At 55.9% G+C, this 21,287-nt stretch carries 18 protein-coding genes and 2 riboswitches; all 18 genes read left to right on the top strand.

What is annotated here, in order from left to right; translation table 11 throughout:
• Positions 1-22: 22 nt before the first annotated feature.
• A riboswitch (purine riboswitch) is annotated at positions 23-124 on the top strand.
• A 107-nt stretch (positions 125-231) separates the two neighbouring features.
• The 18 genes from guaA to G3578_RS17920 all read left to right on the top strand — a co-directional run bounded on the left by guaA (position 232) and on the right by G3578_RS17920 (position 21,286).
• Positions 232-1,770, top strand: coding sequence for a glutamine-hydrolyzing GMP synthase (gene guaA / locus G3578_RS18005; RefSeq protein WP_165214519.1), 1,539 nt, complete (start codon positions 232-234; stop codon positions 1,768-1,770).
• An 87-nt stretch (positions 1,771-1,857) separates the two neighbouring features.
• Positions 1,858-1,959, top strand: a riboswitch (purine riboswitch).
• Positions 1,960-2,077: 118 nt separating this feature from the next.
• On the top strand, positions 2,078-3,451 hold the full coding sequence (locus tag G3578_RS18000; RefSeq protein WP_165214517.1) for a solute carrier family 23 protein: 1,374 nt from the start codon (positions 2,078-2,080) through the stop codon (positions 3,449-3,451).
• Positions 3,452-3,674: 223 nt separating this feature from the next.
• Positions 3,675-4,355 carry a DUF2306 domain-containing protein gene (locus tag G3578_RS17995; protein WP_165214515.1) on the top strand — a complete coding sequence of 227 codons (681 nt, stop codon included), beginning with the start codon at positions 3,675-3,677 and terminating at the stop codon, positions 4,353-4,355.
• A gap of 138 nt (positions 4,356-4,493) precedes the next feature.
• Complete coding sequence (locus G3578_RS17990) at positions 4,494-6,053, top strand: M1 family metallopeptidase (protein WP_165214513.1); 1,560 nt, start codon at positions 4,494-4,496, stop codon at positions 6,051-6,053.
• A gap of 112 nt (positions 6,054-6,165) precedes the next feature.
• Positions 6,166-6,654 (top strand): 5-(carboxyamino)imidazole ribonucleotide mutase, encoded by a 489-nt coding sequence (gene purE / locus G3578_RS17985; protein WP_165214511.1) that lies wholly within the window; start codon positions 6,166-6,168, stop codon positions 6,652-6,654.
• Positions 6,651-7,808, top strand: coding sequence for a 5-(carboxyamino)imidazole ribonucleotide synthase (purK, locus tag G3578_RS17980; RefSeq protein WP_165214508.1), 1,158 nt, complete (start codon positions 6,651-6,653; stop codon positions 7,806-7,808). The genes purE and purK overlap by 4 nt, the downstream gene beginning before the upstream one ends.
• Positions 7,805-9,100: an adenylosuccinate lyase gene (purB, locus tag G3578_RS17975; RefSeq protein WP_165214506.1), complete on the top strand. Its 1,296-nt coding sequence runs from the start codon at positions 7,805-7,807 to the stop codon at positions 9,098-9,100. The genes purK and purB overlap by 4 nt, the downstream gene beginning before the upstream one ends.
• 478 nt (positions 9,101-9,578) lie before the next feature.
• On the top strand, positions 9,579-10,112 hold the full coding sequence (locus G3578_RS17970; protein ID WP_165214503.1) for an RNA polymerase sigma factor: 534 nt from the start codon (positions 9,579-9,581) through the stop codon (positions 10,110-10,112).
• Between the two features lie 594 nt (positions 10,113-10,706).
• Positions 10,707-11,165 carry a prepilin peptidase gene (locus G3578_RS17965; RefSeq protein ID WP_241254700.1) on the top strand — a complete coding sequence of 153 codons (459 nt, stop codon included), beginning with the start codon at positions 10,707-10,709 and terminating at the stop codon, positions 11,163-11,165.
• A 123-nt stretch (positions 11,166-11,288) separates the two neighbouring features.
• Complete coding sequence (gene cpaB / locus G3578_RS17960; protein ID WP_165214501.1) at positions 11,289-12,110, top strand: Flp pilus assembly protein CpaB; 822 nt, start codon at positions 11,289-11,291, stop codon at positions 12,108-12,110.
• Position 12,111: 1 nt separating this feature from the next.
• Positions 12,112-13,263 carry a CpaE/TadZ family protein gene (locus G3578_RS17955; RefSeq protein ID WP_165214498.1) on the top strand — a complete coding sequence of 384 codons (1,152 nt, stop codon included), beginning with the start codon at positions 12,112-12,114 and terminating at the stop codon, positions 13,261-13,263.
• Positions 13,264-13,275: 12 nt separating this feature from the next.
• On the top strand, positions 13,276-14,652 hold the full coding sequence (locus tag G3578_RS17950; protein WP_165214496.1) for a TadA family conjugal transfer-associated ATPase: 1,377 nt from the start codon (positions 13,276-13,278) through the stop codon (positions 14,650-14,652).
• Positions 14,630-15,556: a type II secretion system F family protein gene (locus tag G3578_RS17945; protein ID WP_165214494.1), complete on the top strand. Its 927-nt coding sequence runs from the start codon at positions 14,630-14,632 to the stop codon at positions 15,554-15,556. Before G3578_RS17950 ends, G3578_RS17945 begins: the two co-directional genes overlap by 23 nt.
• A gap of 4 nt (positions 15,557-15,560) precedes the next feature.
• Positions 15,561-16,496 carry a type II secretion system F family protein gene (locus G3578_RS17940; protein WP_165214491.1) on the top strand — a complete coding sequence of 312 codons (936 nt, stop codon included), beginning with the start codon at positions 15,561-15,563 and terminating at the stop codon, positions 16,494-16,496.
• Positions 16,497-16,602: 106 nt separating this feature from the next.
• A complete protein-coding gene (locus G3578_RS17935) occupies positions 16,603-16,824 on the top strand; it encodes a Flp family type IVb pilin (RefSeq protein ID WP_165214489.1) in 222 nt (73 codons plus the stop codon).
• A gap of 92 nt (positions 16,825-16,916) precedes the next feature.
• Positions 16,917-18,335, top strand: coding sequence for a vWA domain-containing protein (locus G3578_RS17930; RefSeq protein WP_165214486.1), 1,419 nt, complete (start codon positions 16,917-16,919; stop codon positions 18,333-18,335).
• Between the two features lie 59 nt (positions 18,336-18,394).
• Entirely contained in the window at positions 18,395-19,810 is a 1,416-nt protein-coding gene (locus tag G3578_RS17925; protein ID WP_165214484.1) for a vWA domain-containing protein, read from the top strand.
• A gap of 60 nt (positions 19,811-19,870) precedes the next feature.
• A complete protein-coding gene (locus G3578_RS17920; protein WP_165214481.1) occupies positions 19,871-21,286 on the top strand; it encodes a vWA domain-containing protein in 1,416 nt (471 codons plus the stop codon).
• Position 21,287: the final 1 nt, after the last annotated feature.

Here is a 21,287-nt window from a genome sequence, read left to right as displayed (position 1 = left end):
TCGCCGCACTCTGCTAGAATGTCCATCAATGGATCTTATCGCTCGTATAATCTCAGGGATACGGCCTGAAAGTTTCTACCGCCCGACCGTAAATCGGGCGACTACGAGGAGAAGACTGCGGATGTGTACGCACCGTACAAAAAACGGGGTCTCTGTCTCCACGTGCATTTATGAGGGGACAGTCCCTTTTTTTTATGAGCATGGCGTACGCGCATAGTGAGGAGGATACGCATGGACAAGCCGATGGAAATGGTTGTCGTATTGGATTTCGGTGGACAGTACAATCAACTGATCGCGCGCCGCGTACGGGATTTGGGCGTTTACAGCGAGCTTTTGCCCTACAATACCCCTGTCGCCAAGCTGAAGGAGCTTGCGCCAAAGGGGATCATCTTTTCCGGCGGGCCTGCCAGCGTGTATGAAGAGGGAGCGCCGCAGGTTGACCCGGCGGTGTTCGAGCTGGGCGTGCCGATCTTGGGCATTTGCTACGGCATGCAGCTGATGACGCATCTGCTGAAGGGAAAAGTGGAACGCGCCGGGGTGCGCGAATACGGCAAGGCGGAGATTCGCCTGCAGCGGAAGCATCCCTTGTATGAAAACTGGGAGGAGAACGAAGTGGTCTGGATGAGCCACTCCGATAAAGTGGTGGAGCTGCCGGAAGGGTTCCGCGTCGATGCGGTGAGCGATGCGTGTCCGGTGGCGGCCATCAGCCATCCGGAGCGCCACTGGTACGGCGTACAGTTTCATCCGGAAGTGCGCCATACGGTGAAAGGCAACGAGTTTCTCGCCAACTTTCTCTTCCAGATTTGTGGCTGCAAGGGCGAATGGAGCATGAGCACCTTCATCGAGGATGAGATCGCCCGCATCCGTGAAACCGTCGGTGACAAGAAGGTGCTGTGCGCCTTGAGCGGCGGAGTGGACTCCTCCGTGGTGGCGGCCTTGATTCACCGCGCCATCGGCGATCAGCTGACCTGCATGTTCGTGGATCACGGGCTTCTGCGCAAAGGGGAAGCGGAGAGCGTCATGGAGACGTTTGCCAACAAGTTCGCCATGCGCGTGATCAAAATCGATGCGCGCCAGCGGTTCCTGGACAAGCTGCGCGGCGTCTCCGATCCGGAGCGTAAGCGGAAAATCATCGGCAACGAGTTCATCTATGTGTTTGACGAAGAGGCGGCCAAATTGACGGATGTCGATTTTCTCGCCCAGGGGACGCTCTATACCGATATCGTGGAAAGCGGCACGGCTACGGCCCATACCATCAAGTCGCACCACAACGTAGGGGGGCTGCCGGAAGACATGCGGTTCAAACTGATCGAGCCGCTCAAAACCTTGTTCAAAGACGAGGTGCGCAAGCTGGGAACCGAGCTCGGACTGCCGGATGAAATCGTGTGGCGTCAGCCGTTCCCCGGCCCGGGCCTGGCGATTCGGGTGCTGGGCGAGGTAACGGAAGAGAAGCTGCACATTGTGCGGGAATCCGATGCCATCCTGCGTGAAGAGATCGCCAAGGCCGGACTTGACCGGGAGATCTGGCAGTACTTTACCGCGCTGCCGGACATGAAGAGCGTAGGCGTGATGGGGGATGTGCGCACCTACTCGTACACGGTGGGCATCCGCGCCGTTACTTCCATTGACGGCATGACCGCCGATTGGGCACGCATACCGTGGGAAGTTTTGGAGAAAATATCGACCAGAATCGTCAACGAGGTGGAGAATGTGAATCGCGTCGTGTACGACATCACATCAAAGCCGCCCGCGACGATTGAATGGGAATAAAATTTCCGGATAATTTTTGATAACATATTTATAACGTTCGGATTTTCGTTGACAGCCTAGCCAAATCTTGCTACACTTCTCCATGTAACCAACCGAGAGAAAAGTGTTCGTATAATCCCGGGAATATGGCTCGGGAGTCTCTACAGGGTTACCGCAAATGACCCGGCTACGAACGGAACGGTACAGGGGAAGTGTCAGGCACTTTTCTGTGATTATTCGTGTATTCCCGAACGTTCTTGTTGGAGTCGAGGCAGTTGTACACCCTCGACCTTTTCTTTTCGGAAAGAACATGCTGGAGGGAATTACGGTGCGAAATTATTTCGAGTTTGACAAGCTTGGCACCAACTACCGCCGCGAAATCATCGCGGGCATCACCACTTTTTTGGCTATGGCGTATATCCTGGCGGTCAATCCGTTCATGCTGAGCGGCGCCGATCTGCCGGCCGATGTGAAGGCCGGTCACTATCCGCCGTTTGACGCCGTCTTTACGGCAACCGCCCTGGCAGCAGCCATCGGTACGCTGGTGATGGCTTTCGTGGGCCGTCTGCCGATTGCGCAGGCGCCTGGGATGGGATTGAATGCCTTCTTCACCTTTACCGTCGTGCTGACGATGGGGATTCCGTGGCAGCAAGCGCTGGCCGGTGTCTTCGTCTCTTGTTCGATCTTCCTGATCCTGTCGCTCACCGGCGTGCGCGAGGCGATCGTCAACTCCATTCCGCAAGGCTTGAAATACGCGACATCCGCCGGTATCGGTCTGTTTATCGCGTTTATCGGGTTGAAAAATGCGGGGATCATCGTTGCCAACCCGGCTACCTTTGTCGGGCTGGGTCATCTCAGCTTCCATGAAGGCATGAAGCCGGAAGAGATTTTGGCTGCGAAAAATGCCCTGCTCGCTGTATTCGGTCTTGTCGTGACCGCGATCCTGATGTCCCGGAAAGTGAATGCCGCCATCTTCTTCGGCATGGTGATCACGGCTGTGGTGGGGATGATCTTTGGATTGGTCAACCTGCCGACCCAAATCTTCTCGCTGCCGCCGAGCCTGGCTCCCACCTTTGGGGCAGCATTCCCGTACCTGACCGATTTCTCGACGCTGTTCAGCATGAAAATGCTGATCGTGATCTTTACCTTCCTGTTCGTTGACTTCTTCGATGCAACCGGCACGCTGCTGGGCGTGGCGAACCAGGCCGGTCTGCTGAAAGACGGCAAACTGCCGCGTCCCGGCAGTGCGCTGGCGTCGGATGCGATCGCCGGTCTGTGCGGGTCCATCCTCGGTACATCGACCACCACCAGCTACATCGAATCGGCGGCGGGCGTGGCGGCGGGCGGCCGTTCCGGCTTCGCTTCCGTTGTCACGGGCATTCTCTTCCTGCTGTCCCTGTTTATCTCGCCGATCCTGTCGATCGTGACGCCGGCGGTAACCGCCCCCGCGCTGATCATCGTCGGCGTGCTGATGGCCGCCCATATGAAAAACGTGGCCTGGGACCAGATGGAAGAAGCGCTGCCGGCATTCCTTACGGTTCTGATGATGCCGCTCACCTTCAGCATCGCGTCCGGCATCGCGGCGGGGTTCATCGTCTACCCGATCACCAAGCTGTTCAAAGGTCAGGGCCGCGATGTTCATCCGGTGATGTACGTGTTGTTCTTCGTTTTCCTGGCTTACTTCATCTGGCTGCGCGAATAGGATCAAGAAAACGCTGGCGAACTAGAAGCTGCCCTCATCCGGGGCAGCTTTTTTGCTTGAACGAAGGCCCTGATGCGCCAAGATGCGGCTGCCGTTCGGGGGTTGGAGATGGTAAACTGTAAGAAATTGAAAATCGGGAGGCTGACATGCCGGTTTCCCATGAAATTCTATCCGAACCGATGCGTAATGGTATGGTAAATACTCTTTCCGGGGAGAGGAAAGCATGTTGTTTGAATGGGCCAGATATATGCATATCGCGGCGGGTTTTACGGCATTGCTCATTTTCTGGATTCCCATCGTGACCAAAAAAGGGAGCCCCCTTCACACGCGGGTGGGGTGGGTCTACATCTGGGCCATGGCCGTTGTGGCCGTCTCCGCTTGGGTGATGGGAACGTACCGCATCTTTTTCGACCCGCAGGCTGACGCCGAACGGCAGGATTTCTCCCTGTTCCTGATCTTCATCGCCATCCTGAGCGCCGCTTCCGCGTGGTACGGGATTCGGGTCCTGCGTTACAAAACGAGAACGGGGATCCATACCCGCAAGCTTGACCTGTTCTTTTCCCTTCTTCTTTTCGGGGGTGGAATCGCCGTTTCCGCTTACGGGTTTGTCCGCCATTTCCCTTTGATCGCCTGGTTTCCGCTGATCGGGGTCGGCCTGGGCTTCAACCAGTTGCGCTACTGGCTGACTCCGCCCAAGACGAAGATGGGCTGGTTTTTTGAACATCTGTCAAGCATGATGGGGTGCTGCATTGCGACCATCACAGCCTTTGCTGTCTTCGGGGCGCCCCGCCTGCTGGACGTCTCGTCCGTTCACCCGCTGCTGTGGTTTTTGCCGACCGTGGTCATCGTTCCGCTGATCATCGGCTTCAACTGGTATTACCGAAAGAAGTTTCGCATGGGGTGATTTTCAAGAGCGATGGATCGGTAGAATCGAAGAGCGGCCGGCTTTCTTGCGGAGAAGGAGTTTGCATCCCCTTATCGAAAGCATAGAAGTAAATTTTGGAAACATACTCATTAACAGAACGATTGCGGAGGCATGCGGATGAAGCGGATGTTGACGGCTGCCGGTTTGGCGGTGGTGCTTTTTCTGGGAATGACCCTGACCCATGAAGGGATGCCTGTGAACGCTCCGGGCAAAACGGCGAATGGAGCCGTACAGCAGCGAATGTTGCCTGTCACCTATACGGCAGACGTCGAGCTTGATCCCAAGAATCATCGGGTGAGGGGCACCGTCAGCGTCCGCTTTGTGCCGCCGGACAGGGAGAAAGCCTATTTCCACCTTTATCCCAATGTGTTTCAGGATGACGCCAGGCTGAAGGGAGAGAACTGGGTGTATCTGCTGGGCAAGGATCGGCAGCCGGGGAATATCGCCATCCGGGATGTGAAGGTGGACGGACATAAGGTACCGTTGATGCATGGGGGAGAAGACGGGACGATTCTGGAAGTGCCGCTGGGGAGGCCGGTTTCCCGGGATGGCGCCAGCACGGTGGAGATGACGTTCGAGCTGACCGTGCCGCACAACAACGGGCGCCTCTCCTACAATGATCACGCCATGTGGTTGGGCAACTGGCTGCCGATCCTGGCTGTGAAAGAAGCGAACGGCTGGCGTCTTGATCCCTATTATCCAGTAGGAGATCCATTCTACAGCGACGTGGCGGAATACCATCTGAAGGCAGCGGTGCCTGCCGGGTATCAGCTGGCTACCACCGGCACGGAAAGCCGGGCGGTGGTGACGCAGACGCAGCCCCAGGGCGTGAAGCGGTATGAGATCGATGCGAGCAATGTTCGGGATTTTGCTCTGGTGGTGATGGACGAGACCTATCGGGTTCAATCCTCCAGGGCGGGAAACGTGCTGGTGAGAACCTGGTGGCAGCAAGGCGATCCCGAGGAGCAGGTGAAGCGTCTGCACGAAACAGCCGTGCAGGCAATCCGCTACTACAGCGGGGAATTCGGCGACTACCCCTATGCGGAGTATGATGTTGTGAAGACGGGCGGCTTTTTCGGAGGCATGGAATACCCGAGCATTGTCTTTGTTCAGGAGAACTTCTTTGAAGAACAGGTGGAACAGGCTTCCGTCGTGGTGGCCCATGAGACGGCGCACCAGTGGTTTTACGGCCTGGTGGGGAGCGACGAGGTGCGCGAGGCATGGGTGGATGAAGGCTTGACCGATTACGCAACGATGGCCTTTCTGAACAGCTACGATCCTGAGCTGGGCGGCAGCTATGTCCGGTTTCGCAAGGCAAGAGCCCTGGGGGCTGACAAATACATCGGCAAGGGAATCTCGGCGTGGCAGCCGCTGGAGCGTTTCCCCGATTGGGCCAGCTACGGCGATCTGGTCTATGCGCGGCCCGCGACGATGCTGTGGAACCTGCGGGAAGCGTGGGGGGAGAGACGGCTCCACCAGGCGCTCAGGCAGTATGTGCTGAGCCATATGTACGGGCAGGGAAGCGGGAAGGCTGTGGTCAACGCGCTGACCGCAGCGGCCGGGGCGGATGCCTCGCCGTATGTTGACTTCTGGCTGAAGCTGCGGTCGGAGAAGGAAGCGGAGGCAAATGCCTGGCTGGAAAAAGGAAAGGAGCATGCGATTTTCTTTCCTTACTAGCAAAATACGAATATTAAAAATAAGAAAATGAACTAATGTTCGTCTTTTTGTTGACAGTGAAACTCCCCCCTGTTACACTGAGTATGCAAACAAGGTACAAGGGGGAAAAACAATGTCAGCACCCTTGGTCGGGGTCATCATGGGAAGCACGTCCGATTGGGAAACCATGAAAGAAGCGTGTCTCATCCTGGACGAGCTGCAGATCCCTTATGAAAAGAAGGTTGTGTCGGCGCATCGGACGCCTGACTTGATGTTTCAATATGCAGAGACAGCGAAGGCAAGAGGGCTGGAAGTGATTATCGCCGGCGCGGGTGGAGCGGCTCACCTGCCCGGCATGGTGGCGGCCAAGACGGAGCTGCCGGTGATCGGCGTTCCGGTGAAATCATCCTCGCTGAACGGCCTGGACTCGCTGTTGTCAATCGTGCAGATGCCGGGGGGTGTTCCCGTGGCGACCGTCGCCATCGGCAGGGCGGGAGCGATCAATGCAGGCCTCCTTGCCGCCCAAATCCTCGGCATCAAATACCCGGACATTCAGGAGCGTTTTGTCGCGAGACGCGATGCCATTCGGGAAAACGTGCTGAAGGACAGTGACCTGGCATGAGAAGCGAACAGGTGGTAAAGCCGGGTGCGACGATCGGAATCCTCGGCGGCGGCCAGTTGGGCCGGATGATCGCATTGGCCGGCCGGGCGATGGGGTATCGCTTCGTGACGATGGACCCTACCCCGGATTCCCCTTGTGGCCAAGCGGCGGACAAGCAGATCACGGCCGGGTATGATGATGTGGCGGGAGCCCTGCAGCTCGCCGCCGAGAGCGATGTCATCACCTATGAATTCGAAAATGTGGATGCCGCCGTGGCGGAGGTGCTGGAGACGAAATCGTTTGTGCCGCAGGGAAGCCGGCTGCTGCGCATCACGCAGCACCGCATCCGGGAAAAAACGGCCATCCGGGATCTTGGCATCCCCGTTGCGCCATTTCGCGCGGTCGAAAGCTTGGCCGATCTGGAACAGGCGATCGAAGAGCTCGGCCTGCCCGCCGTCATGAAAACGGCGACCGGCGGCTACGACGGCAAGGGACAGCGGGTGCTGCGCCGCCGGGAAGAGCTGGGAGATGCGTATGCGGAGCTGTCCCAAACGGGAGCGGAATTGATCGTGGAGAAATACATTCCGTTTGTGAAGGAGCTCTCCGTGATCGCCGCCCGCAGCCTCTCCGGAGAGCTGATGACCTTCCCCGCGGCGGAAAACGTGCATGTGGACAATATCCTGAACCTGTCCATCGTGCCGGCGCGCATCGGGGAGGCGGTTCGGGCGAAGGCGGGAGAGATGGCGGCGCGGATCGCCGAGAAACTGGGCGTCGTCGGGCTGATCGCCGTCGAGATGTTTCTGACGGCGGACGGAGAGCTCTACGTGAATGAACTGGCTCCCCGGCCGCACAATTCGGGACACTATACGATGGAGGCATGCGTCACCTCCCAGTTTGAGCAGCATGTGCGGGCGATCTGCAACCTGCCACTCGGCTCCACGCGGCTCCTTTCGCCGGTCGTGATGGTGAACATCCTGGGCGAGCATCTGGAGCCGGTCCTGGCAAAGGCGGGGGAACTGCCGCCCACGGCCAAGCTGCATCTGTACGGAAAGCACGAAAGCAAGACGAAGCGGAAAATGGGCCATCTGAACGTGCTGGCCGATACGGTGGAAGAAGCGCTGGCCCTGATTGACAGCCTGCAAATCTGGAACATAGCGGAGGGAAACCAACGATGATCGAACGTTATTCGCGGCCGGAGATGCGCGCCATCTGGACGGAAGAAAACAAGTTCAAAGCCTGGCTGGAAGTGGAGCTTCTCGCCTGTGAAGCATGGTCCAAGCTCGGGGTCATCCCGGAGGAGGATGTGCGGAAGCTGCGGGAGCGCGCAGGCTTTGACATCAAGCGTATCTATGAGATCGAAGAAGAGACGCGGCACGATGTCGTGGCGTTCACCCGGGCGGTCTCCGAGACGCTGGGGGAAGAGAAAAAATGGGTGCATTACGGCCTCACATCCACCGATGTGGTGGATACGGCGCTCTCCTATCTGCTGCGCCAGGCCAATGAGATCCTGGAGAAGGACCTGGAGGATTTTCTGGAGATTCTCGCGGAAAAAGCCCGGGAACACAAGGATACCGTAATGATGGGCCGGACGCACGGCGTTCACGCGGAACCGACCACGTTCGGCCTGAAGCTTGCCCTCTGGTACGAAGAAATGAAGCGCAACCTGGAGCGTTTCCGCGACGCCAAGAAACAGGTGGCCGTCGGCAAAATCTCCGGGGCGGTCGGGACATACGCCAACATTGACCCGTTTGTGGAAGCGTACGTGTGCGAAAAGCTGGGGCTGACTCCTGCGCCAATCTCCACGCAGACGCTGCAGCGCGATCGCCACGCTCACTACATGGCGACGCTGGCCCTGATCGCCACATCGCTCGACAAGTTCGCGACGGAAATTCGCGCCCTGCAAAAAAGTGAGATGCGCGAAGTGGAAGAGCCGTTTGCCAAAGGGCAGAAAGGGTCGTCCGCCATGCCGCACAAACGGAATCCGATCGGCTGCGAGAATATCTCCGGCCTCTCCCGCGTGATTCGCGGCCATATGCTGTCCGCCTACGAAAACGTGCCGCTTTGGCATGAGCGCGATATCTCCCACTCCTCCGTGGAGCGGGTGATCCTGCCCGATGCGACCCAGCTTTTGAACTACATGCTGCGCCGCTTCATGAACATCGTGAAGAACCTGACGGTGTTCCCGGAAAACATGAAGCGCAACATGGACCGGACGTTCGGGCTGATCTACTCGCAGCAGGTGCTGCTGAAGCTGATCGATAAAGGCCTGAGCCGCGAAAAGGCGTACGACACCGTACAGCCCCGCGCGATGCAGGCGTGGGAGGAACAGCGCTCCTTCCGTGAGATCATCGGGGAGGACGAAACGGTGAAGTCGCTGCTGACGCCGGCAGAGCTGGATGAGTGCTTCGATTACCGCTATCACTTGAAGCATGTGGATACGATTTTCAAACGGTTGGGGCTGCTGTAATTCGCAAAGAGCACATCTTTTCAGACTGAAGACAAACTTCTGTTTGGGGCATGGAGGAATGGGGCCAGGCGAGCTCCTTTGACGACCGACTCAGCGGAGAAACAAAGACGCGGGGTCACAGGGGGCGTGAGTCTCACTTCGCTGAGACGCCCGGATGTTGAGCCCCCTGCCCGCGTCGCGTTTCGGAGCGGACAAAAGCCCACTTCCTCGCGGGTCGTCAAGAGAGCGAGCAGGAACCATTACCCATGATCGACCGACTTTGTCGGCACACTGCAAAGAGCACATATCCTGTGCTCTTTTTTGCATTTCGGAAAGTTCTTAATAGCGCTTGAGTGACGAAGAAAGGCTGAGGGTCCTTGCTGGTGTCGGCGGGGCTCTCTTGCAAAAAGGCAAAAATGAGCAAATATTCCTCGATGACATCTGGGCGGCAAATGGTTTACAATGTATGATAAAAATGGAAAATATATGGGAGAAGAGAATGAACGCCGTACGGACGTATGATCAAATCTATCGGGAATACGCCGCAAAGATCATGAATTACTTCCGCAACCGCATGGGCAATGCCTGGGATGTGGAGGATCTGACCACGACCGTTTTTGTCAAAGCATTCTCCAAGTTGGAACAATACAACGGCGCCTATCCGTTCGGCGCCTGGCTGTACGCGATCGCCCGCAACACGCTGGTCGATTACCTACGCAAACAACGGGAGATTCCGGCGGAGACAGAGCGGCTCCTCTCGTTTGCCGTACAGGAAGGAGAGTGTCCGGAAACCCGGTTGATGCGAAAAGAGGAGCACGGGACGGTGTGGCGGCATGTGAAAAACCTGACGCCGGATCAGTACAGGGTGATCGTTCTGCGCTATCTGTCCGACATGAGCATGCTGGAGATCGCCGCAGAGATGGGCAAGTCGGAAGCGGCTGTCAAAATCATTCATTTCCGGGCGATCCAGGTGCTGCGGCAGCGGATGAAAAAACAGGCGGGAAGAAATGGTCTCCCTTCTGGCTGTCGATAAAATCGGCAGCTTTTTTTCAAAGCGTTTGCTGCTGCTCACTCTGATACCCAACCTGCAAGATCGCAATTATTGTCCGCTCCGGGACGATTCACCGGGCGAGGGCTCAACATCGGGTGTTTCCGTGTAATTGCTGTGGCTAGGAAGGAAGAAACAGAGAGAAAAGGTGCTTTTTTCCTAATTGTTGGATTCCAAAAGAACGCAAACAAAAGAAAATCATACAATGTGACTATCGTGCGACAGACGATCTGTATCGACAGAACCATTTTTGGCAAAATCTGTTTACACAAGTTCAACAAGTTGGTAATTTTGAATCGTTCAAGGATAAATTTTCCTCCCCCCAACATATCCCCCTCATCATTTTACTTCATAATCCCAACACGAATGTCAGACAGCTTGAAGAGCAAGAGCATTAGGATGAATGTTGGATGAGCTTTCATGGGCAGCAGTGAAAAACCGTTGCGCACCATGGAGCATGGCGTCAGAGGTACGGCGGTTACCTTTTGAAGGAATGCATGGCATGACTGATCAACCGCTTTATTGGTTTCCGGCTGCACCTGCCTCCCATTCTGGAAAGGCGGCAAGGGGGGAATTGGTTTGTTTTCCGTATTTGTGGCCATCCCGTTTTTCCTCGTCATGGCGGTTGCCGTGTACACCGACCTTCGCCGCCGCCTGATCCACGATTGGCTCACACTGCCGGGGATTGCCTACTTTCTCTTGGTTCACGCCATCGCCCAGCCGGAGCAATGGTTCGGGTATGCGCTGGGCGCGATCGTCACAGGGGGACTGGCTCTGCTCATGGCGGTGGCAAGCAGGGGGCAGCTGGGCGGAGGAGACGTCAAGCTGTTCGCGCTGGTAGGTGCCGCCGTCGGTTGGCAGGCGGGGTTGTACGTCATGCTGTTCACCTATCTGCTGGCAGGCCTGTTCGCCATCCCCGTGTGGCTCGCGAGCAGATTGACGCGGGGGAAGGGAAGCGGGATCGAGGTTCCCATGGCTCCATTCATCGCCGGGGGAGCAACTCTGTTGTTTTACTATCAGAATTTATTAAATTTTTAAGGATGATAGTACAAGTGCAACTACGGCTCTGCCATCGCCAGAGGCTCGGCAATCACCGAGTTTTCTATGCTGTTCGTTTTTCTGGGGAGGTAACCATTTCAAGCGTGGAGAGGGAATCATCTGATGCTGGAATCGAAGAGAAGAGCAATCATCTTTCTTGCCTTATCCTTTCTGCTTGCCGTTACGGCCGGCTTCCTGGTGCTGCAAAAGATCAGGGATGTGAACGCCCAGCTGGGCGAGATGGTGGACATCTACGTGGCAAACACGGATATCCCGTCCCGCTCGCTGATTCAGCCCGACCAGGTACGCGCGAAGCAGATTCCGAAAAAATTCGTTGATCAATCGTACATCACCGACAAGATGAGCTTGCAGAACCAGGTGACGGTCGTCCCGTTGTCGGCGGGGGACATCATCACCAAAAACATGATCAAGCCGGCGACGATCGTCAGGGATCAGAATCACCGCCTCGTCACGGTGTTCGCCTCGGGAAACGTCAGGTTTGACCAGGAACTGGAGGCGCTTGACCGTGTGGACATCATCGTTTCGCACGAAGTGAACGGGCAGCCGGTAACCGAAGTGTTCATGAAAGACGTCCCCGTCGCGATGGTGGCCAGGTCCGGCGACGAGTTTAAAGGCGTGGCGCTGGAACTGCCGTTTGAAGAGGTGCCCAAGTTCATTCACCAGCAGCATTACGCCGACATTATTCGCATCCTGAAGGCGAACGTAGGCAAGGGAGAGCTTGGCATTCCCGAGCCGTTCAAGGAGACGGAACGGGAAGAAACGGGAGCGCCTGCCGACCGATCCGCCAACGGCAGCGGGTCAGCCGGGCAAACCGTCCCGAAGGCCAAGCCGGACAACCAGCCGGCCAGACCGCCTTCCCCGGCCAAACCCCCGGCTCAATCCCAAGGCGCCCCACAGCAATCAGGCACGGAGGGCAAACGATAGCATGGAGACCAAAATACTCGTTGTCGCCGATTACGAATCCGTAAAGGAACTGCTGCAGCCATCGCTCGCCCATTACGAGCATGTACGGTTCACCACGTCGCGTGAAGTGAAGAAGGAGATCGACCGGATTGCCCCGGATGTCGTCCTGCTCCTGCAGCCCGAAGACGGTTCCGGCGTGGAACTGGTGCAATACATTCAAAACGAGCTGCCAGAGGGCATCATCATCTTTTTGACGGAGAAGCAGGATTTTGTCCTGCTGAGAGACGTTGTCCGGGCGGGGGCCGTTGAGTACATCCTGATGCCCGACGAGCTTGCCCTGCTCAGCGACCGTCTGGAGAAAATAGCGGAGCTGATGCACCAGCAGCAGCGCAGAAAGGGAACCGCCGTCTCCGGTCAGGCCTTTGTGCGCGGAAGGGGAAAAGTCTATTCCTTTTACAGCGGAAAGGGAGGAAGCGGTCGCACGCAGCTGGCGACCGGTTTTGCGCAAGCCTTGAAGCTGGAATCAACCGCGCGCGTGCTGCTGATTGACCTGAATCTGCAGTATGGCGGCGTGGAAACCTTTTTATCGCTCGACCACAACCGGACGCTGGCCGATCTTTTGCCCGTCATGCATGAGATGAACGAAAACCACATCCGCAACGTCGTGCAGCGCGAGATTCATTCCAAGCTGGAAGTGCTGCTCAGTCCGCGCGACGCGGAGACGGCCGAAACCATCTCCGAAGAGTTTGTCAGCCGGTTGATCCGGGCCAGCCGCCGCAGCTATGACTTTGTGATCGTGGATTTGCCGACGCATATGAACGAGCTTACCTATACGGCCCTGGAAGAATCGGACCTGATTTACTATGTGATGAATCTGGATACGCCGTCGGTGCAGATCTACCGGCTGGTGGAAAATTTGTTCCGGCGGCTGCGCATCGACACGACCGGGCGGCTGGAGGTGGTGATCAATCAGGTGGACCGGGAGAGCGAATTGTCGGCTGCCGACATCAAGGGATTGATCGCGGTGCCCATCGCGGCCGAGATCTGCCGGGACCGCCGGGGCGTCCAGGCTGCCGTCAATCAAGGGATGCCGCTGCAAAAGGAAGCAAACGAAAAGAAACTGGCCCCCGCCGCGAAGGATATCCGCAAATGGGTGCTCGCAAAATTGACCTAGGAGGAAAGAACGATGGCCTTATTTCGGCACAAGCAAGCAGGCAACGCCAACCCGGAGCCCGGTCCCCGCGCGCTGGCAGCCCCCTCCTATCTCAATCCGTATATTGACGAACTGGCGGAGCATTACAAGGCCAGACTGCTCCGGGAGACCAATCTGGAGCGGCTGACCAGTCTGTCCGCCGGAGAAATGCGCCAGGCGATCGAACGGCTGGTGTCCCAATATATGTCGGAAGAGAAGGTCGTCATCCCGCGAAACGAAAAGGAGATGCTCCTCACCCGCCTGATCAATGAGTCCGTGGGGCTGGGGCCCCTGGAGCCGCTGCTGAACGATCCGGAGATTACGGAGATTTCCATCAACGGGCACAAGGAAGTGTACATCGAGAAAAACGGCCGTCTGGAACTGACGGACTTGAAGTTTCGCGATGAAGAGCATCTGCGCCATATCGTGGACAGGATCGTCGCGCCGTTGGGCCGGCGGATCGACGAAAGCTCCCCGATGGTCGATGCCCGCTTGAAAGACGGCAGCCGCGTCAACGCGGTCATTCCGCCGATCAGCTTGAACGGGACGCTGGTCTCCATCCGCAAATTCCGCAAAGATCCCTACACCATGGAAGACCTGATGCGGTTCGGATCGTTCAACGAGCCAATGTCCCGCTTCCTGCAGGCGGTCGTCGAAGCGAAGCTGAACGTGCTCATTTCGGGCGGCACCGGCAGCGGGAAGACGACGCTGCTCAATGCCGTAGCCCGGGCCATTCCGCATTACGAGCGGGTGATCACGATCGAAGACTCGGCGGAGCTGAAGCTGGACCGCCCCAACTGTGTCGGCTTGGAAGCACGCCCGCCCAACATGGAAGGCAAAGGGGAGATCACCATCCGCCAGCTGGTGAAAAACTCCCTCCGGATGCGGCCCGACCGCATCATCGTCGGGGAGGTGCGGGGCGCCGAAGCGTTCGATATGCTGCAGGCGATGAACACAGGGCATGAGGGTTCCATAACCACCGTTCACGCCAACTCCCCCCAGGATGCGTTCAACCGGTTGGAGGGGATGGTCGTGATGGCCGGGATGGACCTGCCGTCTTCGGTCATCCGCGAATATATCGTCAGCGCCCTTGATGTCATCGTGCAGGTGATGCGCCTTTCCGACGGGACGCGCAAAATGGTCTCCATCTCCGAAGTGGTGACGACCAAGCACAAACAGGTGGAGGTCAACGAGATCTTCCGCTTCCAGCGCACCGGCATCGGCAAGCGGGGAGAAGTGCTGGGGTACTTTACGTCGACCGGCGTTGTCCCGCAATGCCTGGAGCGCTTGCGGGTGTTCGGAATCGATATCGACGAATCGATGTTTCAGGTGGATGAGGTGAAGAGACATGAGCATCTCCATACTGTTTAGCCTGGCGGTGCTGTTTTTCATCTGGGGCGTTTATGAATATCTGGGGTATCGGGCGAAAAAGAACGAGTGGAAAAAGAAAGCGGAAGAGTGGTACGACGTCAAATCCACGCGGAAAAGCTTCATCATCGTGTGGGGGGATCGGTTTGACCGGACGCCGCATGCGAAGGAACTGCAGCGCGCGCTGAAAAAGGTGAACATTCCGCTGGCGCCCTCTGAATTTTACGGCGCGATGATTGTGGGAGCGATGGGCATCGCCTTCTTTTTGAACAATGTCGTTGGCCTGGCTTTTCCCTACAATCTTTCCGGCGGGCTTCTGACGATCTACGTCATCCAGAAGATCCTGTTCTTTGTCAGGCGCAACAAATACCAGGAGAGGCTGAATGATCAGCTGTCCGAGGTGTGCCGGATGCTGGCCAACTCCCTGCGGGCCGGGCTGACGCTGACACAGGGCATCGAACTGGTCGCCAGAGAGATGGACGATCCGGCCAAAGAGGAGTTCAGCCGCATGGCCCGCGAGCTGCAGCTGGGCGTCAGCTTCGACCGGGCGCTGGCCGATATGGAGAGGCGCATTCCGTCCCGGGATTTCCGCATATTCGCGGCTACGCTGCTGATTCAGCGGCGCGCCGGCGGGAATTTGAGCGAAGTGCTGCAGGAGATGGCGGAGACGCTGGAGGAACGTCGGCTTGTTATGCAGGAAATCAAGACGATGACGGCCGAACAGCGCTATGTGGCCATCCTCGTCCCGATCATGCCGATCGCCCTGGTGCTGATGATGAACATGATGAACAAGGGGTTTATCGATCCGCTGTTTACGCCGGTGGGATTCATCCTGTTGGGGTTGTTTGCGGCGGGGACGCTTCTGTCGTACGTGCTGGTAAAGAAAGTGACCAATATAAAGGTGTGAAACCATGGATGCCTTGATCATCACGTGCCTGTTCCTGTTTCTGCTGTTATTTTCCATTTTTTTAAAGGAATGGTATCGCTATACGGTTGAGAAACAGAAGCTGATCGCCCATCTGCATGACGTGACCGGATACCGCACCTACCATGTGCGAAAGCCGGAAACCCCTACGGAGCGCCTGGTCAAGCGGATTCTGAAATACGGGGACGACTATGCGGCAGTAGGCCAGCGCATCAACTTCTTCAGCGAATCGCACGAAGTGGAAGACTGGCTGCTGAAGGCCGGCCGCCCGCTCGATCTGACCGTCGCCCGTTTTCAGGGGGTAAAAATCGTGTTGGCCCTGCTCGGTTTTTTCGTCGGCGCCTTCTTGTTCGTGCTGGGGTTTCCCTTCTCGCAGTTTGGGTTGGTGGCGTGGCCGATGGTGGGCTACTTTCTCCCGATCCTGCTGTTGAAGAAAAAGGCGCGGGAACGGCAGCAGCAGATTCGCTACGATCTGCCGGAATTTCTGGACACGGTGAGCGTCACCCTGCAGGCGGGGGGCAGCCTCGATCAGTCTCTGCGGGAGGTGGTCCGGTATTTTGACGGACCGCTGCGCGAAGAGTTTTCCCGGTTCATCCAGGAGATCGATCTCGGCGTTCCGCGGGAAAAGGCGTATGAAGAGCTGCTGAAGCGCAACGACAATCCTGAATTTCAACTGCTGATCAAGGCCTTGATTCAGGGAATGCGGCTGGGGGTGCCGATTGCCGTCACGTTCAAGCTGCAGGCGGAGAATATGAGAAGAATGCGGAAAGAACTGGTGAAGGAAAAGGCAGCGAAAGCATCGCCGAAAGTAACCTTGATCACGACGTTTGTCGTAGCGCCGACGGCTGTGTTGATGATTGGCGGGCTGATGGTGCTGAACATGATGAAAGACACGAAAATCTTCACGGATATGTGGAAGTAAGCAGAGCTTGCCTTTTGGGGAGGTGATGCCCGTCAGATTGAGGAGGGAGCGGGAACGTTGTTTGTGCGTAAGAATCAACATTTTACATGAGGGGAGTGAAGAAAAAATGACAAGCTGGATGCAGAAGATGTATGTGAAGGTGACCAGTCCCTTGCACAATGAGAAAGGGGCGCAGGCGATCGAGTGGATCGCGCTGGCTGGTGTTGTGATGGCGATATTAGGCGCGGTTTCAACCTTATTAAGTAAAGATGAACTCGTTGGGAACGCTGTAGCGAACACGTTAAAGAAGATCATTGAAAAAATCGGTAATGCCCTTTCTGGCAGTTGAGGAAACGTTAGCTATGGAGGAGGTAGTGGTGAAGATTCGTTTTCACCACTACCTGCCGAATTACAGTCCGAACATGACGGGGGTACGAACCGATGAAGATTATCCAGACGCTTTTGCTGGCTTTTCTCCTGATGATACTGATACTGTTAAATGCTTGTTCCAACGAGGAAGAACCATCCAAGGAGCAGGCAAGGGAAAAGCCAGCCGAAGCTGTTCAAACACCTGCAGCACCCACCCAGGCCCCGGCAGCGCAGGAACCGTCCAGGGAAGAGAAGATCAAGGCGTTAAAGGCGTTGATTCCCCCGGGGGTCGCAAAGAGGCCGGAAACGGCGGAAGAGTTTGCCGCGTTTCCGCCCGGACGTTTTGCGAATCTTCGATATGTTGATCACGAAGAGGAGATTCTCCCCATTTTGCAGCAGTTCCCCAAAGTGGAACAGCCGGATCAGGAAATCCTTGACTTGTATTACCTTGCCTTGTTGGGGTTGTTTGCCGAGGATTATCCGGATCCCCAGCAATTGATGGACGAGATCAAGATGGCTTCTTTTGGCGACCCGAACATCGAAGACCCCCGTTTTCAGTTTAAAGAGCGGTACAATGTGGAGATCATTCTGGACGCGAGCGGGAGCATGGCGGAAAAAATGGATGGCAAGACAAGGATGGAGGCCGCGAAAGAAGCGATCAGGGAGTTTGCCGCATCCTTGCCCAAAGAAGCACATGTCGCCCTGCGGGTTTACGGCCACAAAGGCAGCGGCAAGGAGTCCGACAAGGCGCTCTCCTGCGGGAGCAGCGAATTGGTATACGGCATGCAGCCCTATGATGCCCAAAAGCTGCAAAACGCGCTGGACCGGTTCCAGCCGACGGGATATACCCCGATCGCTTATTCGCTGCAGGAAGCGCTGAAAGATTTTACCGGCCTTTCCGGGGACAAAAACAACAATATGATCTATCTGGTCAGTGACGGCATCGAAACCTGCGACGGCAACCCCGTTGAGGCGGGGAAGCAGTTGGCCAAATCCAACATAGCGCCCATCGTTAATGTCATCGGCTTTGGCGTGGACGGGGAGGGGCAGCGACAGCTGAAGGAAGTGGCTCAGGCCGCCGGGGGCCGCTATCTGTTGATCCGCAACCAGAATGAGCTGAAGAAAGAGTTTCAGCAGGCAAGGGAGATCGCCTACAAATGGTCGCAGTGGCGTCGGCATGCATCATTTGTTGAGACGCTGAACCGAAACAAACGAATGATGGATATACACGCTTACCATTATGATTGGGTAACGGCAGCGCGGGAAGAAAAGTATAACCTTTTCTTTGTCATTCGTGCCTTGGGCAACCGGGACATCCTGTCGAAAGACGCAGAGAAAGCCCTCAATGACATTAGAGAGAAACAATTCGATGTGGCCTATAAAAGAGGAGACGAACTAGAGAGCTTTTTGAGATCTCTAACGGAAAAGAGCTATAAGGAAGCCATTGACGAGATCAATAAAAAGTATGGCGAGCATGTGACGGGCAATTAAACGATGATGGACCGGGGAACATGCCAAATACAATCCGAACATGACGGGGGTACGAACCGATGAAGATTATCCAGACGCTTTTGCTGGCTTTTCTCCTGCTGATTGTGCTAAATGCTTGCTCCAACGAGGAAAAAGAACCCTCCAGGGAGCAGGCAGGAGAAAAACCGGTCGAAACCGTTCAAACACCTGCAGCACCCACCCAGACCCCGGCAGCGCAGGAACCGTCCAGGGAGGAGAAGATCAAGGCGCTGAAGGCGTGGATTCCCCCGGGGGTCACAAAGAAGCCGGAAACGGCGGAAGAGTTTGCCGCGTTTCCGCCCGGACGTTTTGCGAATCTTCGCTATATCCACCACGTAGAGGAATTTTCGCCCATTTTGCAGCAGTTCCCCAAAGTGGAACAGCCGGATCAGGAAATCATCGACTTGTATTACCTTGCCTTATTGGGGTTGTTTGCCGAGGATTATCCGGATCCCCAGCAGTTGATTGACGAGATCAAGCTGGCTTCTTTTGGCGACCCGGACATCGAAGATCCCCGTTATCAGTTTAAAGAACAGTACAATGTGGAGATCATTCTGGACGCGAGCGGGAGCATGGCGGAACAAATGGATGGCAAGACAAGGATGGAGGCTGCGAAAGAAGCGATCAGGGAGTTTGCCGCATCCTTGCCAAAAGAAGCGCATGTCGCCCTGCGGGTATACGGCCACAAAGGCAGCGGCAAGGAGTCCGACAAGGCCCTTTCCTGCGGGAGCAGCGAATTGGTATACGGCATGCAGCCCTATGATGCCCAGAAGCTGCAAAATGCGCTGTCCCGGTTCCAGCCGACGGGCTATACCCCGATCGCCTATTCGCTGCAGGAAGCGCTGAAAGATTTTACCGGCCTACCCGGGGACAAAAACAACAATATGATCTATCTGGTTAGTGACGGCATCGAAACGTGCGACGGCAACCCCGTTGAGGCAGCGAAGCAGTTGGCCCAATCCAACATAGCGCCCATCGTCAATGTCATCGGCTTTGGCGTGGACGGGGAGGGGCAGCGACAGTTGAAGGAGGTGGCTCAGGCTGCTGGCGGCCGCTATTTATTGATCCACAATCAGGATGAGCTGCAAAAAGAGTTTCGGCAGGCAAGAGAAATCGCCAACAAATGGTCGCAATGGCGTCGGCATGCATCATATGTTGAGACGATGACCCGAAACAGACGATTGAAAAATATACACGCTTACCACTTTGATTGGAAAACTGCAGCGAGGCAAGAAAGGTATAACCTTGTCTTTTTCATTCGTTCCTTGGGCAACCGGGACATCCTATCGAGCGACGCAGAGAAAGCTCTTAATGACATCATGGAGAAGCAGTCCGATTTGGCCTATAAAAGAGGAGAAGAACTAGAGAGCTTTTTGAGTTCTTTGGCGGAAAAGAGCTATAAGGAAGCCATTGACGAGATCAATCAAAAGTATGGCGAGCATGTGACGGGCAATTAAACGATGATGGCATCTGGTATCATGCCAAGAACAGTCCGAACATGACGGGGGTACGAACCGATGAAGATTATCCAGACGCTTTTGCTGGCTTTTCTCCTGCTGATTGTGCTAAATGCTTGCTCCAACGAGGAGAAAGAACCCTCCAGGGAGCAGGCAGGAGAAAAGCCGGCCGAAGCCGTTCAAACACCTGCAGCACCCACCCAGGCTCCGGCAGCACAGGAACCGTCCAGGGAGGAAAAGATCAAGGCGCTGAAGGCGTGGATTCCCCCAGGGGTCACAAAGAGGCCGGAAACGGCGGAAGAGTTTGCCGCATTACCGCCCGGACGTTTTGCGAATCTAAAATATTACGATCATGAGAAGGAAATGCTGCCCATTTTGGAGCAGTTCCCCAAGATCGAACAGCCGGATCAGGAAATCCTTGACTTGTATTACCTTGCCTTGTTGGGGTTGTTTGCCGAGGATTATCCGGATCCCCAGCAATTGATGGACGAGATCAAGATGGCTTCTTTTGGCGATCCGAACATCGAAGATCCCCGTTATCAGTTTAAAGAGCGGTACAATGTGGAGATCATTCTGGATGCGAGCGGGAGCATGGCGGAGAAAATGGATGGCAAGACGAGGATGGAGGCCGCGAAAGAGGCGATCAGGGAGTTTGCCGCATCCTTGCCCAAAGAAGCGCATGTCGCCCTGCGGGTTTACGGCCACAAAGGGAGCGGGAAAGAGTCCGACAAGGCGCTCTCCTGCGGGAGCAGCGAATTGGTATACGGCATGCAGCCCTATGATGCCCAGAAGCTGCAAAATGCGCTGTCCCGATTCCAGCCGACGGGATATACCCCGATCGCCTATTCGCTGCAGGAAGCGCTGAAGGATTTTACCGGGCTACCCGGGGACAAAAACAACAATATGATCTATCTGGTTAGTGACGGCATCGAAACGTGCGACGGCAACCCCGTTGAGGCAGCGAAGCAGTTGGCCCAATCCAACATAGCGCCCATCGTCAATGTCATCGGCTTTGGCGTGGACGGGGAGGGGCAGCGACAGTTGAAGGAAGTAGCTCAGGCCGCTGGCGGCCGCTATTTGTTGATCCGCAATCAGGATGAGCTGAAAAAAGAGTTTCAGCAGGCACAGGATATCGCCAAGAAATGGTGGGAATGGCAGCATCAAGCAACAATTGCTGTGTCGAAGAAGCTGGACAGACGACTGGTAGATACATTCAATTTCTATTCGGATTGGATAATAGCAGCGGGGGAGGAAATGGATAATATTTCCAATTTCATTCATTCCCTAGGCAACCGGGGCATCATATCGAGTGACACAAGGAACGCTCTCATCAACATCATGCTGCAGCAAAACAATTTAGCCGGTATAAGAGCAGCAGAACTTCAGAACTTATTGTTTTCTCTAACGGAAAAAAGCTATAAGGAAGCCATTGACGAGATCAATAAAAAGTACGGCGAGCATATGACGGGCAATTAAA

The organism is Brevibacillus sp. SYP-B805 (genome assembly GCF_011059135.1).
In the GTDB taxonomy this organism is placed as follows: Bacteria; Bacillota; Bacilli; order Brevibacillales; family Brevibacillaceae; genus Brevibacillus_F.
The sequence above is the reverse complement of the archived record's forward strand: the minus strand, read 5'-3'. Positions and strand labels throughout refer to the sequence as shown.

Coding starts and splice junctions, on each gene's coding strand:
- guaA (WP_165214519.1), top strand. CDS start 232: ATGGACAAGCCGATGGAAATGGTTGTCGTATTGGATTTCGGTGGACAG.
- G3578_RS17995 (WP_165214515.1), top strand. CDS start 3,675: ATGTTGTTTGAATGGGCCAGATATATGCATATCGCGGCGGGTTTTACG.
- G3578_RS17990 (WP_165214513.1), top strand. CDS start 4,494: ATGAAGCGGATGTTGACGGCTGCCGGTTTGGCGGTGGTGCTTTTTCTG.
- purE (WP_165214511.1), top strand. CDS start 6,166: ATGTCAGCACCCTTGGTCGGGGTCATCATGGGAAGCACGTCCGATTGG.
- purK (WP_165214508.1), top strand. CDS start 6,651: ATGAGAAGCGAACAGGTGGTAAAGCCGGGTGCGACGATCGGAATCCTC.
- purB (WP_165214506.1), top strand. CDS start 7,805: ATGATCGAACGTTATTCGCGGCCGGAGATGCGCGCCATCTGGACGGAA.
- G3578_RS17970 (WP_165214503.1), top strand. CDS start 9,579: ATGAACGCCGTACGGACGTATGATCAAATCTATCGGGAATACGCCGCA.
- cpaB (WP_165214501.1), top strand. CDS start 11,289: ATGCTGGAATCGAAGAGAAGAGCAATCATCTTTCTTGCCTTATCCTTT.
- G3578_RS17955 (WP_165214498.1), top strand. CDS start 12,112: ATGGAGACCAAAATACTCGTTGTCGCCGATTACGAATCCGTAAAGGAA.
- G3578_RS17950 (WP_165214496.1), top strand. CDS start 13,276: ATGGCCTTATTTCGGCACAAGCAAGCAGGCAACGCCAACCCGGAGCCC.
- G3578_RS17945 (WP_165214494.1), top strand. CDS start 14,630: ATGAGCATCTCCATACTGTTTAGCCTGGCGGTGCTGTTTTTCATCTGG.
- G3578_RS17940 (WP_165214491.1), top strand. CDS start 15,561: ATGGATGCCTTGATCATCACGTGCCTGTTCCTGTTTCTGCTGTTATTT.
- G3578_RS17935 (WP_165214489.1), top strand. CDS start 16,603: ATGACAAGCTGGATGCAGAAGATGTATGTGAAGGTGACCAGTCCCTTG.
- G3578_RS17930 (WP_165214486.1), top strand. CDS start 16,917: ATGAAGATTATCCAGACGCTTTTGCTGGCTTTTCTCCTGATGATACTG.
- G3578_RS17925 (WP_165214484.1), top strand. CDS start 18,395: ATGAAGATTATCCAGACGCTTTTGCTGGCTTTTCTCCTGCTGATTGTG.
- G3578_RS17920 (WP_165214481.1), top strand. CDS start 19,871: ATGAAGATTATCCAGACGCTTTTGCTGGCTTTTCTCCTGCTGATTGTG.